This window comes from Curtobacterium sp. MCBA15_001 (assembly GCF_001864835.1).
GTDB lineage: Bacteria > Actinomycetota > Actinomycetes > Actinomycetales > Microbacteriaceae > Curtobacterium.
The window spans coordinates 651,057-665,584 of the sequence record NZ_MJGI01000025.1 but is presented as its reverse complement, the minus strand read 5'-3'; the positions used below and the strand labels follow the sequence as shown (position 1 = coordinate 665,584).

The 14,528-nt window shown below is 73.4% G+C and carries 15 protein-coding genes; 13 read left to right on the top strand and 2 right to left on the bottom strand.

The window, feature by feature from the left end:
* Positions 1–86 precede the first annotated feature (86 nt).
* The 3 genes from BIU90_RS18795 to BIU90_RS15070 are packed head-to-tail and all read left to right on the top strand — an operon-like array spanning position 87 to position 2,382.
* Complete coding sequence (locus BIU90_RS18795) at positions 87–620, top strand: hypothetical protein (protein WP_175470227.1); 534 nt, start codon at positions 87–89, stop codon at positions 618–620.
* Positions 617–1,285: an RES family NAD+ phosphorylase gene (locus BIU90_RS18425; protein WP_071300963.1), complete on the top strand. Its 669-nt coding sequence runs from the start codon at positions 617–619 to the stop codon at positions 1,283–1,285. Before BIU90_RS18795 ends, BIU90_RS18425 begins: the two co-directional genes overlap by 4 nt.
* A gap of 56 nt (positions 1,286–1,341) precedes the next feature.
* Positions 1,342–2,382, top strand: coding sequence for a zinc-ribbon domain-containing protein (locus tag BIU90_RS15070; protein WP_071301078.1), 1,041 nt, complete (start codon positions 1,342–1,344; stop codon positions 2,380–2,382).
* Between the two features lie 221 nt (positions 2,383–2,603).
* Here BIU90_RS15070 and BIU90_RS15065 read toward each other — a convergent pair whose 3' ends face one another.
* Together BIU90_RS15065 and BIU90_RS15060 are read right to left on the bottom strand one after the other, a co-directional pair.
* Positions 2,604–3,164, bottom strand: a complete 561-nt coding sequence (locus BIU90_RS15065; protein WP_071300962.1) for a GIY-YIG nuclease family protein — start codon at positions 3,162–3,164, stop codon at positions 2,604–2,606.
* A 52-nt stretch (positions 3,165–3,216) separates the two neighbouring features.
* Complete coding sequence (locus tag BIU90_RS15060; protein ID WP_071300961.1) at positions 3,217–4,056, bottom strand: siderophore-interacting protein; 840 nt, start codon at positions 4,054–4,056, stop codon at positions 3,217–3,219.
* 111 nt (positions 4,057–4,167) lie between these two features.
* Here BIU90_RS15060 and BIU90_RS15055 point away from each other — a divergent pair, with 111 nt between their 5' ends.
* The 10 genes from BIU90_RS15055 to BIU90_RS15010 all read left to right on the top strand — a co-directional run bounded on the left by BIU90_RS15055 (position 4,168) and on the right by BIU90_RS15010 (position 14,499).
* The gene (locus BIU90_RS15055) at positions 4,168–4,821 is read left to right on the top strand and encodes a heme oxygenase (biliverdin-producing) (RefSeq protein ID WP_071300960.1); all 654 of its coding nucleotides are present in this window, start codon (positions 4,168–4,170) and stop codon (positions 4,819–4,821) included.
* A 131-nt stretch (positions 4,822–4,952) separates the two neighbouring features.
* Positions 4,953–7,610, top strand: coding sequence for a phosphoenolpyruvate carboxylase (locus tag BIU90_RS15050; protein ID WP_071300959.1), 2,658 nt, complete (start codon positions 4,953–4,955; stop codon positions 7,608–7,610).
* 307 nt (positions 7,611–7,917) lie between these two features.
* Entirely contained in the window at positions 7,918–9,159 is a 1,242-nt protein-coding gene (locus BIU90_RS15045) for a multidrug effflux MFS transporter (RefSeq protein WP_071300958.1), read from the top strand.
* Between the two features lie 43 nt (positions 9,160–9,202).
* Positions 9,203–9,541 (top strand): STAS domain-containing protein, encoded by a 339-nt coding sequence (locus BIU90_RS15040; RefSeq protein WP_071300957.1) that lies wholly within the window; start codon positions 9,203–9,205, stop codon positions 9,539–9,541.
* The gene (locus tag BIU90_RS15035; protein ID WP_071300956.1) at positions 9,538–9,951 is read left to right on the top strand and encodes an ATP-binding protein; all 414 of its coding nucleotides are present in this window, start codon (positions 9,538–9,540) and stop codon (positions 9,949–9,951) included. The genes BIU90_RS15040 and BIU90_RS15035 overlap by 4 nt, the downstream gene beginning before the upstream one ends.
* Positions 9,952–10,063: 112 nt before the next feature.
* Positions 10,064–11,023: an AraC family transcriptional regulator gene (locus tag BIU90_RS15030; RefSeq protein ID WP_071300955.1), complete on the top strand. Its 960-nt coding sequence runs from the start codon at positions 10,064–10,066 to the stop codon at positions 11,021–11,023.
* Between the two features lie 36 nt (positions 11,024–11,059).
* The gene (locus tag BIU90_RS15025) at positions 11,060–11,605 is read left to right on the top strand and encodes an alpha/beta hydrolase (protein ID WP_071301077.1); all 546 of its coding nucleotides are present in this window, start codon (positions 11,060–11,062) and stop codon (positions 11,603–11,605) included.
* A 118-nt stretch (positions 11,606–11,723) separates the two neighbouring features.
* Positions 11,724–12,857 (top strand): hypothetical protein, encoded by a 1,134-nt coding sequence (locus BIU90_RS18420; protein WP_071300954.1) that lies wholly within the window; start codon positions 11,724–11,726, stop codon positions 12,855–12,857.
* A 44-nt stretch (positions 12,858–12,901) separates the two neighbouring features.
* Positions 12,902–13,762, top strand: a complete 861-nt coding sequence (locus BIU90_RS15015) for a Nif3-like dinuclear metal center hexameric protein (protein WP_071300953.1) — start codon at positions 12,902–12,904, stop codon at positions 13,760–13,762.
* Positions 13,763–13,764: 2 nt separating this feature from the next.
* Positions 13,765–14,499 (top strand): zinc ribbon domain-containing protein, encoded by a 735-nt coding sequence (locus tag BIU90_RS15010; RefSeq protein ID WP_071300952.1) that lies wholly within the window; start codon positions 13,765–13,767, stop codon positions 14,497–14,499.
* The last annotated feature ends 29 nt before the right edge of the window (positions 14,500–14,528 follow it).

The following is a 14,528-nucleotide window of genomic DNA, read 5'->3' as shown; positions in this document are numbered from 1 at the left end:
GGGTATGTCATGCGCGACGGATGGTTGACGTGGTTGACGGTACGGTCGTAGGATCGGTTGACACGGTTGCAGGGAAGGCGGACTCGATGGCCACGACACAACGCGCGGTGACCGGCACGGCGGAAGCGGCACTCCTCGCTGCGATCCAGGACCGGCTCCGCGACGGACGCTACGACGACGCCCTGGCCGCGGTCGGTGACGTCGGCGTGCTGGCCGACCGCATGGTGGCAGCGCTGCCCGCCGTCAAGCACGAGTCGGACGCGCTCATCGGCCCCTTCTACGACGCGGCCTCGTTGGCGAGCTGGCGCGGTGTGACACGGCAGGCGATCAGCAAGGCGAGCACGAAGGGCGACCTGCTGGGGCTCAAGATCGGCGACGGCAGCCGGATCTTCCCGTCGTTCCAGTTCGGGCCGTCGGGCGCACCCTTGCCGCGACTGCGCGAGGTCCTGATGCTGCTCGACCCGGACCGGATCGATCCGTGGGGCAGCGCGCTCTGGCTCAACACCGTCGCGGATGCGTTCGGCGGCACCACCGCTGCGCAGGCGCTCCGCGACGGTCGGCACGACGTCGTCCTGCGGGCGGCTCGTCGTGCGGAGCGTGCCTGGCTGGCGGACGCGTGACCCAGCGTCGCACCGAGGTCGCGCAGCACGCACCGGCGGACGGGGCGGACCTGAGCGGGTTCCCGGCGGTGGAGTCCCGCGGCACGACGTTCTACCGCGCGAAGCGTCACGACCGCGGCGCCTGGTGGTTCGCGTCCACCCCCGCGGACGCCGACGGTGTGGACGGCGGCCGGTTCGACCTCGCGTCACCGCGGGGCACCTGCTACTGGGCGGACTCCGTCGAGGTCGCGGTGCGCGAGCGGCTGGCCCACCACACGCTGCACACGAACACCGTCTTCGTCGGCCGCGCCCGCGAGATGGTCGTCGTCGCCGCCCGGGCGTCCCGCGGTCGACGGTTCGCCGACGTCACGGCACCAGAGGCCGTCCAGCACGGGGTCGGCGCCGAGCTGCAGACGATGGTCGACTACCGGGTGCCGCAGGCCTGGGCGCGGGCGTTCGACGGCGCAGGGTTCGCCGGCGTCCGGTACAGCACCCGGTTCACCAGCGCTGCGGCGGCGAACGCGTGGGCGGTGTTCGGCGACGCCGGGGTGCCGCGCCGCCCGCGTCCCGAGCGGGTGCACCGCGACGGGGTCACCGCCTGCCAGGAGTCGGGGATCCGCGTGCTCGAGGACGGCTCCACCGCCGGTCCCGAGCGCTTCACGATCGTCACACCGCCCCGCGACTGACGCCGCCCGCTGCGTGCCGGCCGCGGCTGTCGGTGGCTCCTCCTACCGTGACGCTCGTGGTCGAGCCAGTCGATGCGTGGTGGCGCCGCCGGCAGTTCTCGCGCGGCGTGCCGATGCCGTACGCCGTGGGGCAGTTCCGGGACGCATGGGCCTCGTTCCCGGTGCTCATCCGGCAGTACCACCCTGAGTGGAACGCCGGCATCGTCCTGACGCAGGTGCCCCCGGCGGCCGAGGTCCTGCTGACGTGGGAGTGCGACGTGGGGCACGTGTTCGTTGCGACGCCCGCTGAACAGCGGAACCGACCCGGGCGCGAACGTCGGCGGTCGGTGTGGTGCCCGGAGTGCACGGTGATGGCGAAGCCCCAGCGCTGGCCGGTCCTGCCCGCCGAGTGGCCGACGCAGGTCCCCGCACCCCAGCGCGCGGTCCGGGTGGCCGGGCGACAGACCCTGCCCGCGGCCGGCCGGTCCCGCACCCCGGGCGACGTCCCCGACGGCGTCGTCCCCGCCGCCGCCGCCGCTCGTGCGGGTGTCGTCCCGCCGGGTGCCGTCCCCACCGGTGCCGTCGCCTCGACCCGCGCCGCACGACCCGGGGGCCGTCGAGGGGGAGCGCGGCGTCCGAGCGCCGCCGCGCGCGAGGTCTGCCGCAAGACGCCGCGGGTGCCCTCGGGTCAGGCGTTCGTCAGCGTGTGCGCGCCGGCCACGGCCTCGGCGGTCGAGGCCGAACTGCGCCAGGCGTTGTCCGACCGGTTCGACTTCACGTTCACGCAGAACGCGATCCGGCTCGACAAGCCGTTCCACGACCACGTCGAGGCCTGGCCGGACATCATCCTGCCCGAGCTGCAGGTCGCGATCGAGTACGACTCCACCGGGCGGCACGGCCTCGAGCACGTGGGGTCGCGCGAGGAGTCGGACCGGCGCAAGGACCGGGCACTCCGCGGCGTCGGGTGGGAGGTCGTCCGCATCCGCACCGGTCGCCTGCCCGCGCTCGGCCCGTACGACCTGCAGGTGTCGGGCGTCTCCGGCCGCACGGTGGACCGGCTCGTCGACACCCTGCGCGACATCCGCGGTGACCTGTTCGTCGACGCGTACGCCCGCTGAGCACCGCGATGGTCGCACGGTGCGAGGTCAGCGCCGCTCCGCACCGTGCGAGGTCACGTCTGCGCGCGACCCTGATCGCCCCGTGCGAGCTCGTTGCGCCGCACGAGGCGATCAACCTCGCACCGGGCGCGAACCTCGCACGGTGCCGAAACCGCGCGCCGCCGAAACCGCGCCGCCGCACCCGCGCCGCCGCACCCGCGCCGCCGCCGCACGCGCACCCCTCACCCGCGCAGCGCGAGCGCCTCGCTGAGCCACCGCGCGTGCAACGACCACGGGTCCGACACCCCGGCCGCCACGATCCGCACGTGCCCCAGCAGCTCCGGCGTCGCGCGGAACCACTCCGTGCCGGGGTACCGCGACGCCGCGAACTGCGCGTGCCGCCGCCGCTCCAGCACACGGTCCCCCCGCTCGAACGCCAGCAGGTCCTGGTGCGGGATCCGGGCGAGCCGCTGCCGCGGATTCGTCGTGGTGCCGATCTTCACGCGGTCGCCGAGGTCGTCGCGCTGCCGCAGGTAGTACACGACGTCGAGCCGCGGGGGAGCGAGGTCACTGTCGGGAACGTCGCCCCAGGGCCACTCGCACACCGCGCACACCGTCCCCGAGGCGAAGCGCACCCCGATCCGGCACCCGCACACCAGACACGGGCCGGGCAGCGTGTCCTCGACGCCCCGGCGGTCCTCGGCGAAGTCGTGCACGAGCACCACGTGCCCCTCGCACAGCGGGACCGGCGCGCCCGACGCGAGCGGATCCACGCAGCCGGGCACGCAGCAGGAGTCGACCATGCGCGGAACGCTAGTGCCGACGTCCGACGCGCACCGGGCCTCCCGTCCGACGTCAGTCGAAGATCGCGCCCACCGGCTCCCGCTTCTCCTCCTGGAACCGGTCCTCGGCGCGGCCGAGCGCCCAGTACGCCGACAGCGACATGTCCGCCTTCGCGACACCCCACTCGTCCTGCAGCAGGCGACGGATCGCCTTGATCGCAGTCCGCTCGCCGTGCGCGAAGACGCGCACCGGACGGGAGGCACGGGGCAGCTCGCGGGTCGCGTCCAGCAGGAGCGTGCCCGGCTCGGCGCCGGTGGCGTCGCGGTGCAGCCACTGCAGGTCGACGCCGGCCGGGTGGGCCAGGTCCTGTTCGTCGTCGGGGCCGGCGACCTCGACCAGGGCGACGCCCGTGGCGGTGGCGTCCATCTCCTGGAGTGCGGACGCGATCGCGGGCAGGGCGCTGTCGTCGCCGAGCAGCAGGTGGTCGACGTCCGGATCGGTGCTCGGGGCGTACCCGCCGCCGGGTCCGGACAGGGCGAGCAGGTCTCCGGGCTGTGCGGCAGCGGCCCACGGTCCGGCCAGCCCCTCGTCGCCGTGCACGACGAAGTCGATCGCGATGGTCTGGGCGTCGTGGTCGATCGACCGCACCGTGTACGTCCGACGCGCCGGGCGGTCGGCCTTCGGCAGCGTCTCGCGCAGCGCGTCGAGGTCGTAGGGCGGCACGAGGCCGAGCTCGCGCCGAGCGAGCAGGAGCTTGACGTAGTGGTCGGTCGCGGCCAGCGCGTCGGGGTCAGCGCCCTCGACGAACGCGGCGAAGGCGGGTCCGCCCAGGTGCACCCGCACCATGTGCGGCGAGACCTGTTCGGTCCGGTCGACGACGAACACGTGCTGGGTGCGGTTCTTCGGGCTCATCGTGGGGGAGCTTCCTCTCGTCGGTTCGGTGGCAGCTGTGACCTGACCGCGGACCGACCGGTCTCGGCGATTCCTGGTGCACAGCGGCTCAGGTGAGGTTAGCCTCACCTCATGGACGCATCGGTCACCCGGTTCTCGGAGCTGCTCCGACTCCGTGCCCGCCGGACCCACGGGGTCGCGGGCAGGACCGACTTCCTGGACGCCCTGCGCGGTGGCCACTGCGACGTCGCCGACTACGCCGACCTGCTCGGGCAGTACGCCTTCGTGTACGACGCCATCGAGCGAGCGGCCGAGCGGATGGCGGACCACCCGGTCGTCAGCCCGTTCGTGACCTCGCAGCTCACGCGGATGCCCGCGATCCGTGCCGACCTCGAGTACCTCGTCGGGCCGGACTGGTCCGAGCTCGTCTGCCCGACCCCGGCCACCACCGCGTACGTCCGACGGCTCAACGAGGTCGCGGCGCAGTGGCCCGGCGGCTTCGTGGCGCACCACTACACGCGGTACCTCGGCGACCTGTCCGGCGGACGGGCGATGAGCGCGACGCTGAGCCAGCAGTTCGGGTTCGACACGAACGGCGTGCTGTTCTGGATCTTCGACCAGCTGGCGGACCCGGCATCGTTCGAGGACACCTACCGCGAGCAGCTCGACGCCGCGCCGTGGGACGACGCCGAGCGCGAGCGCGTGTTGGCCGAGGTCGAGCTGGCGTCGGCGTTGGACGACGGGCTGCTGGCCGAACTCGACGCGCGGCGGACCTCGGTCGCCTGAGCCTGCTGCCAACGGCTGACCGGCCGGACGGTCGTCGTCACGGTCGCGCTCCGGCCGGTACGCTGCTGGGGTCCGGGCCGTGGTATCCCAATCGGCCCAGGCGACACGACCACCCCACCCGGAAGGACCCGATGACGGCGATCGACGGATCCACGCGCTTCGGCAGCGCACGTGACCACGTCAGCGGAGCAGTCGACAGCGACCTGCGCGCCGACGTCCGCTACCTCGGCAGCCTGCTCGGCCGTGTGCTGCGCGAGAGCGGCGGCGACGACCTGCTGCAGGACGTCGAAGCCCTGCGTGCCGCGGTCATCGCGGCCTACGAGGGGAGCGACGACGACGGCGCTGCCCGCGCCGAGGCCCTCGTGGCGGACCTCTCGCCCGAGCGTGCCGAAGAGGTCGCCCGCGCGTTCACGACCTACTTCCACCTGACGAACCTGGCCGAGGAGCACCACCGCGTCCGCGTGCTGCGCCAGCGCGGGGACGACGGCGGCGTGGCCGGCGACTCGTTCCCCGCGACCTACGCCCGGCTGGTCGACGAGGTCGGCGCGGACGAGGCCGCCGCGCGACTCGACGCCCTGCGCTTCCACCCCGTGCTCACGGCCCACCCGACCGAGGCCCGTCGACGCGCGGTGACCACGGCGGTGCGGCGCATCACCGACCTGATCGACGAGCGCGACCGCGCGAAGAACGCCACCGCGCGGGCCGAGAACGAGCGGCGGCTGCTCGAGGAGATCACGAACCTCCTGCGCACCTCGCCGCTGCGCACGACCCGTCCGACCCCGCTCGACGAGGTCCGCACCGCGATGAGCGTCTTCGACCAGACGCTGTTCGAGATCGTGCCGCAGGTGTACCGCCTGCTCGACGACCGGCTGCTCGGCGACGCGGCGGGCAGTGCCCCCGTGCAGGCGCCGGCGTTCGTGCGGTTCGGCACCTGGATCGGCGGTGACCGCGACGGCAACCCGTTCGTGACCGCCGACACCACCCGGCAGGCCGCGGAGATCGCCGCCGAGCACATCCTGCTCGGCCTGGCGCGTGCGGCGACCCGCATCGGCAGCACCCTGACGCTCGACGCCAGCGAGACCCCTGCGGACGCCGGCCTCACCGCGCTGGTCGCCGCGCAGGAGTCCCTCGACCCGGACATCGCCGAGCGCATCGGCATCCGCGCGCCGAACGAGACCCACCGTCGCGCGCTGCTGTTCACGGCCGCCCGGATCGACGCGACCCGTCGCGGGGACAGCCCGCTGGCGTACGACGCCCCCGAGGCGTTCCTCGCTGACCTGCGGACGATCCAGACCTCGCTCGTCGCGGCCGGCGCCACGCGCCCCGCGTACGGCGAGCTGCAGAACCTGATCTGGCAGGTCGAGACCTTCGGGTTCCACCTGGCCGAGCTCGAGGTCCGGCAGCACTCGCAGGTGCACCGCACCGCCCTGGCCGAGATCCGTGCGGGCGGCGACCTGAGCGAGACGACCGAAGAGGTCCTCGCGGTGTTCCGCACCATCGCCGACCTGCAGCGGCGGTACGGCGTCCGGGCCTCGAACCGGTACATCGTCTCGTTCACGCAGTCGGCCGCCGACCTGGCGAACGTGCACGAGCTCGCCGTCGCCGCCCTCGGCTCCGAGCAGGACGCCCCGGTCCTCGACGTGATCCCGCTGTTCGAGACGTTCGCCGACCTGCACGCCAGCGTCGACATCCTCGACGAGGCGGTCCGCACCGCGCCGTTCGAACGACGCCTCGCTGCGACCGGTCGCAAGCTCGAGGTGATGCTCGGCTACTCCGACTCGTCGAAGGACGTCGGTCCGGTGTCTGCGAACCTGGCGCTCTACGACGCCCAGGCACGCATCGCCCGCTGGGCCGAGCAGAACGACGTCGAGCTGACCCTGTTCCACGGTCGCGGCGGGTCGCTCGGCCGCGGTGGTGGACCGGCGAACGAGGCCGTCCTGGCCCAGCCGCCGGGGTCGATCGACGGCCGGCTCAAGCTCACCGAGCAGGGTGAGGTCATCTTCGCGCAGTACGGCGACCAGGACATCGCGGCCCGACACCTCGAGCAGATGGCGTCCGCCACGCTGTTCGCCTCGTCGCCGTCGAACGAGTCCCGGACCGCCGCCGCGGCCGACCGCTTCGCCGACCTGGCGCAGCGGCTGGACGACGTCTCGCGTGAGGCCTTCTACGGCCTGGTCAAGGCCGAGGGCTTCGCGCCGTGGTTCGCCCGGGTCACCCCGATGGAGGAGATCGGGCTGCTGCCGCTCGGCTCCCGTCCGGCCCGCCGTGGGCTCAGCGTCGAGTCGCTCGAGGACCTCCGCGCCATCCCGTGGGTGTTCTCGTGGACGCAGGCGCGCATCAACCTGGCCGGCTGGTATGGCCTCGGCTCCGCACTCGAGGCGGTCGGCGACGTCGAGCTGCTGCGCACCGCGTTCGCCGAGTGGCCGCTGTTCGGCGCGATGATCAAGAACGTCGAGATGTCCCTGGCGAAGACCGACGAGCACATCGCCCGTCGGTACCTCGAGCTCGCGGACCGCGACGACCTGGCCGCTGCCGTCATGACGGAGATGCTGCGCACCCGCGAGTGGGTGCTCCGGGTCTCCGGCGGCGCCGACGTGCTCGAGGACCGGCCGGTGCTCGCCCGCGCCGTGCGACTCCGCAGCCCCTACGTCGACGCCCTGTCGCACCTGCAGCTCCGGGCCCTGCGGGCGATCCGCACGTCCGGCAGTACCGACCCGGTGGACGCCGACCACCGTCTGCTGCTGCTCACGGTCAACGGGATCGCCGCCGGCCTGCAGAACACGGGCTGACGCCCGCGCGACCCCCTGACGGACGGGAGGCCCGGTGCCAGCTGGCACCGTCCCTCCAGGCACGGCCGTCGCGCCGCTGGCGCGACGCGCCGGAACCGGCTGGTGGGGCCCACCTCCCGTCCGTCCGGCCACCGATCCGCACGCCGCGGTGCCGAGATCGTGGCATCTCGAGCCCCAGGACCGGCGATCCGTGGAACCCAGGCGGACCTGAGCGGCGTGTCGTGCGACCGCGGGCCGCGCTGACGCGGCCCAACCTCGCCGAGCCCGACCCTGTCGAATCGATTCGGGAGCGCGTAGCGTTGCCTCGGTGACGACGGAGCGCAGCCTGACCGGACCCCGTACCCAGACGACGCTGCCGCCGATCGTGCCGCTCGCCCTGATCGTCGGCGTCTCGCCGTTCGCGACGGACATGTACATCCCCGCGCTGCCGGCCATCGCCCGTGACCTCGGCACCACGCCCGGCGCCGTGCAGCTGTCGCTCACCGCGTTCCTCGTCGCCTTCGCGGTCGGTCAGCTGCTGGCCGGGCCGGTCTCCGACGGGATCGGCCGCCGACCGATGCTGCTCGCGGGGACCGCACTGTTCGCGCTCGCTTCGCTCGGCTGTGCGCTCGCGCCGGACGTGGTGACGCTCGTGGTCGCCCGAGTGGTACAGGGCCTGGCGGGTGCCGCGGCCGCGGTCGCCGGGCGGGCGATGGTGTCCGACGTGACCGACGGACCGCGCATGGCGAAGGTCTTCGGCACACTCGCGGCGATCAACGCGATCGGCCCCGTCGTCGCGCCGCTGGCCGGGGGAGCGGTCCTGACGGTGGCGAGCTGGCGCGTGATGTTCGTCGTGCTCGCCGTCCTCGGCGCGGTGTTCTTCGCGCTGGTCCTGCCCTTCTTCCACGAGACGCTCCGGCCCGAGTCGCGCGGCGGCATCGGACTCGGCGCCAACTGGCGGCGCATCCGGCAGCTCACGGCCATCCCACGCTTCCGGGCCTACCTGCTGACCGGGGTGCTGTCGACGATCGGGTTCTTCGCCTACATCGCGACGAGCTCGTTCGTGTTCCAGACCCAGTTCGGCTTCTCCGAGGGGCTGTACACGATCGTGTTCGCCACGAACGCGACGATGATGATCGTCACGACGCTGGTGTTCCGTCGGGTGGTCGGGCGGTTCTCCGAGGACACGCTGCTGACGGCGGGCCTGCTCGTCGGCACGCTCGGGGCGGCCGGGGTACTGACGTCGGCGCTCCTCGGCCTCGGACCGGTGCCGGTGTGGTGCTGCCTGGCCGTCGTGACCGGAGCATGGGGCTTCGTGCTGCCGGCGGCCATGACGCGGACCCAGCACATCGGCAGCGCGCACCCGGGCACGGCCGCGGCGCTGCAGGGTGGGCTCTCGTTCGGGCTCGGTGGACTCGGGACACCGCTCGCGGGGCTGCTCGGCGGTACGGCGTTGGCGATGGGCACGGTCATGGCGACGCTCATGGCCGCCGCCGTGGTGGTGCAGGTGCTGGCGACGCGGCACGCCCGTCGCGGCGACGTCGAACGCCCGGCGGACAGTGACCGATAGTGTCGGGTGCGCAGCCCGGACCGACACAAGGAGCACATCTCGAATGGACATCGTCGTACACGAGGCGCAGACCGACGCAGCCGTGCTGGAGTGCACGGGCCGACTCAACATGGTGTCGGCGCCGGCCTTCCGCGAAGCCGTCGCGAAGGTGGTCGGGGACGGGCGCAACCGGCTCGTCGTCGAGCTGTCAGGCGTCGACTTCATGGACTCCTCCGGTCTCGGGGCGCTGGTGGGCTGCCTGAAGACCGCACGCCAGGCCGGCGGCGACCTGCGCATCGCCGCTCCCTCCGAGCAGGTCAGCATGGTGCTGAAGCTGTCCAACATCGACAAGATCCTGCGGACGTACCCGGACGGGGACGCCGCGGTGTCCAACTGGGGATGACCACCGCCGTGGCCGACCACCGTCTGGACTTCGCGTCGCCGCCCGACGACGTCACCTGTGTCCACGACTTCCTCGCGGGGGTCTGGGGCGCCGAGCCGTCCGTGGGCCTTGAGGACCGCATGGCCTTCGAGCTCGCCGTCGTCGAGCTCGCCTCGAACGTGGTCGAACACGCCGGGGGCGGGTCGCGGGTCGCCTGTTCGCTGTCGCTCGCGGTCACGGGTCACGACCTGGAGGCCGAACTCACCGACGACGGTCGGCCTGCGTCCGTCGACCCGTCGGCTGCGACCCTGCCCGACGCGTCCGCCGAGAGCGGCCGCGGCCTCGCGCTGGTCGGCATGGTCGTCGACGAACTGCACTACGAACGGGACGGCGACCGCAACCGCTGGACCCTACGTCGCGGACGGGTCTGACCGTTCCCGGCGGTCCGGTCCGGCAGTCCGGTAAACGCACGGCGGCGGCCGGAACCCGCGAAGCGTCGCCGTGGATTGCGATGGCCTCGGGGGTGCGTGCCACGATGCGGCCGTGACCATCGACCACGATCCGCGGATGACCTTCGAGACGTCGGGCGACGACCTCGACGGGGCGATGCAGATGTACGAGGACGCCTACGAGGGCTCGGGCTTCACGGCCGCGCGCACCGACCGGCAGTTCCAGTACCGGTTCCGCGTGGTGGGCGACGAGACGATGTCGTTCCGCTCGACCCGCTTCGACGCGCGCGTGCGCGGCGAGGTCGAAGTGTCGGGCGAGTACGTCGTGATGTGGCTCGCCGACGGCGGTGGGCGCGTTGACATCGGTCGCGACGAGGTGCCGTTCGGTCCCGGCACGCCGATGATGTTCCCGACCGGCCGGCCATTCGAGTTCGAGCTCGCCGACGTCCGACAGAGCCTGGTGCAGTTCGAGCGCACCTACCTGGAGCGCATGGCGGCCGAGCTGCACGGCGCTCAGCCCGGCCCCCTGGTGTTCGACCACGCCCAGCCTGTCGCTCCCGAAGACCTGCGCTCGTGGAACCGGCAGGTCCAGGCCGCAGCCTCGACCGTGCTCGGTGCAGGGGCCGTGTCGCCGCTCGTCATGGCGGAGGCATCGCGAGCCACCGCGCTCGCGCTGTTGCGGACGTTCCCGCACCGGTTGCTCGCCGCCGACGTGGCCCTGCCCCAGGGTGCGACCGGGCGCGTCCGCGAGGCCGTCGAGTACATGCACGCCTTCGCCCACACGCCGATCTCCACGACCGACGTCGCCGAGCACGTCGGGCTCAGCGTGCGCGGCCTGCAGCAGGCGTTCCAGCGGCAGGTCGGCACCGCGCCGAACTCGATGCTGCGCGGCATCCGGCTCGACCGCATCCGCGAGGAGCTCCGTCACGGGACCGTCCGCGAGACCACGGTGGCCGCGGTCGCGGTGAAGTGGGGCTTCGCGCACCTCGGACGGTTCTCGGCGGCGTACGCCACCCGGTTCGGCGAGTACCCCCGGGACACGCTGCAGCACTGACCGCCGGTCGCGGTGCGCGCGCCCTACGCTCGGGACGTGCGCCGTCCTCGACCCTGGGTGATCGTCCCCGGCATCTGGAACTCCGACCCCGAGCACTGGCAGTCCCGGTGGCAGGACGATCGCGGCCCGGAGGCGGTCCGCATCGCCCCGACGTCGTGGTCCGCGCCGGAGCCGGCCGACTGGTCGCGCGCGATCGACCGCGCCGTCGCAGCGGTGGACGAGCCGCCCGTGCTGGTGGCGCACAGCCTGGGGGTCATCGCGGCCTGGCGGTGGCTCGTGGAGCACGACGACGGCCGGGTCGCGGGGGCGTTCCTGGTCGCCCCACCCGACCCCGACGCGCCCGGGTTCCCTGCGGCAGCCCGGACCTTCACCCTGCCGGAGACCGCCGTCGCGACGCCGAGCCTGCTCGTGGTGAGCGACGACGACCCGTACTGCTCGCGGGAGCGTGCCGAGTCGATGGGTGCAGCGATGGGCGCCGAGGTCCACCGCCTGGGGGCGTTCGGGCACGTCAACGTCGCCAGCGGTGTGGGAGCGTGGCCGATCGGACGAGGGTTGCTCGAGGACTTCGCTGCACGACGCTGAACCGGCACGTGGGCAGATGGCCGACACGCCGTTCACCTTCGGCGCGACATGCCACCGGATGCCGCGACACACCGCGGATGTCCCGCGGGATCGGCAACGCGATATCCATCATGGGGGCATGGAGACCCAGTCCGGTGCACGTACGCCGCTCGTCGACCCGTTCGGTCGCGAGCTCGAGGAGTGGCTCCGCGACGTCCCGGCCACCCGCACGCCGTACGTCTCGGACCTCGTCGTCCCGCCCGTCACCGGCCCGGTCCGCCGCCCGGACCTGGTCCCCGCCGACGACGCTGCCGTGGAAGCGCCCGCAGCCGTGGTCGAGCCCGAGACCGCCGTCGAACCCGAGACCGCCGTCGAACCCGAGACCGCCGTCGAACCCGAGAGCGCTGTCGAGCCCGAGTCGGCTGTCGAGCTCGAGACCGCCGTCGACTCCGTGTCCGGCGACGACCAGGCCTTCCGCCGCCCGCGCGACCGCGCTCGACACGCCTCCGTCTGCGCCCCGTCGTTCCCTGAGCCGCCCGAGCGCCTCGCGCTGCGCATCGAGGAACTCGCCGTCCAGGTCTCCGCGCAGAGCGGCCGCCCCACGATCGAGCGCATCGTCGTCCTCGAGGACGAGGTCCGCCGTCGCGACGAGGACCTCGCCCGCCTGACCGCGTGGGAGGCGACCGTCGCCCACCTCGAGGACCCCGAGGTCGAGGCCGCACGGGACTACGCCCGGTCGGTGTTCGCCGACCTGCTCGCGGACGCCGCCGACGAGGCCGAGCGCCGTGCGCGTGCCGTCGCCCGCCGCGCCGCGACAGTCACCGTCGTGCCGACCACGGTCGCGCAGGTCACTGCACCGCAGGCCACCACCGCGGAGCGCACCGCTCCCGTGCTCGTCCTGCCCGCGGTCGCCGCGCCCGTCTCGGTCACCGCAGCCGACGCCCTGGACGACGACGCTGCGGACCGCGACGAGCCCGCGCGACTCGTGCCGAGCCTCCAGGCCGTGTCGCCGGTCTCCGCGAACACGCGACCCACCCCGCTCATCCAGCCCGCGACCGGTCCCACGGTGATCGACCGCGACGCGTTCGCGGCCGTCCTCCGGACGCACCGCGCGGAGACGGCCGGCGCCCCGGTCGTGTTCCCGGCGGAGCACGCCGAGTCCCTCGAGCAGCGCACCGCCCAGGCCGGACCCGAGTCCGCGGCGGACACCGTCCGTCCCGGCTGGTGGTCCCGGACGATCGCCGCCGTCCTGCGCCTACTCGGCCGCCGGTGACCCTCGGGCACGGGTCGGCTCCGGCCCCTCGGTAGACTGTCGGGATGCCGACGCTCCGCGATCTCCAGGCCACGATCGAGTCCCTGTGGCCGGCCGCCGGCGCCGAGTCCTGGGACGCCGTCGGGCTCGTCTCCGGTGACCTCGACGCCACCGTCGAGCACGTGCACCTGGCCGTCGACGCCGTGCCGGACACCGCGCGCGAAGCCGTCTCGCTCGGCGCGGACCTGCTGCTCACGCACCACCCGCTCCTGCTGCGGGGCGTGACCACCGTCGCCGAGTCCACGTACAAGGGCTCGGTCCTCGCCACGCTCATCCGCGGCGGGTGCGCCCTCGTCGCCGCGCACACGAACGCCGACGTCGTCGCCACGGGGACCTCGGCCGTCCTCGCCGACCGCCTCGGCCTGACCGACCAGCGCCCACTCGGACCCAGTGCTGGCGGCGCAGCCGACTCCGGCATCGGCCGTGTCGGGGTGCTCGCCGAGCCGATGTCCCTCGGTGCGCTGGCCCGTCGCATCGTCGACGTCCTGCCGGCGACCGCCAGCGGTGTCCGGGTGTCGGGGGAGTACGACCGCCCGGTCCGGACGGTCGCCCTGTGCGCGGGTGCGGGGGACTCGTACCTCGGCAACCCCCTCGTGCAGGACGCGGACGTCTACGTCACGAGCGACCTGCGCCATCACCCCGCGTCCGAGTTCCGCGAACAGGCGATGCTGACCGACGGCCCCGCGCTCATCGACACGTCGCACTGGGCGACCGAGTGGCTCTGGCTCGACGTCGCCGCCGCCGAACTCCGGCGTGCCGCCGGGGTCCGCGTCACCGTGAGCGACCTCCGCACCGACCCGTGGGACTTCGCGGTCCTGCCGAGCGCGCCCACCCCCACCACCGAGCACCAGCACGAAGGAGCCTGACCATGAAGGCAGCACCCGAGGACCAGGTCATCCTCCTCGACGTCCAGCGACTCGACAACGACATCACCCGCATCGCGCACCGCATCAGCTCGCTGCAGAAGGGCGACCGCCTGACCGAGCTCGGGACCGCGGCCGCCAAGCTGCGCAGCGAACTCGCCGCCGCCACCGGGGACGTCGAGGACGCCGAGCGCGATCTGGCCCGACTCGAGTCCGACACCGCGACCGCACAGGCCCGGGTCACCCGCGACACCACCCTGCTCGCGAACTCGTCGAGCACGAAGGACTCGGCCGGGCTGCAGAGCGAGCTCGACTCGCTCCAGCGGCGCATCGGGGACCTGGAGACCTCCGAGCTCGAGGTGATGGAGCAGCTCGACGTGTTCCGTGCCCGCGTCGGTGACATCGAGGCGAAGCTCGCCGACGCCGAGGCCGCACGCAGCGCCCTGGTCGCCGAGCGCGACACCGAGATCGGCCGGCTCGAGAACGACCGGTCCTCGGCCACCCAGGCCCGCGCGGACGTCGCCGCGAAGGTGCCCGAGGACCTGCTCGCGCTGTACGAGCGCCAGCGTGCCCGGTACGGCTTCGGCGCGTCGCTGCTGCAGGGCGGGGTGTCGACCGCGTCCGGGGTGACCCTGACCGGTGCCGACCTGCAGAGCGTCCGGGCTGCCGCTCCCGACGACGTCGTGCTCTGCCCCGACAGCGAGGCGATCCTGGTCCGCACGAAGGAGTCCGGCCTGTAGACCGGACCGCAGACGGACAGGAGGCCCGG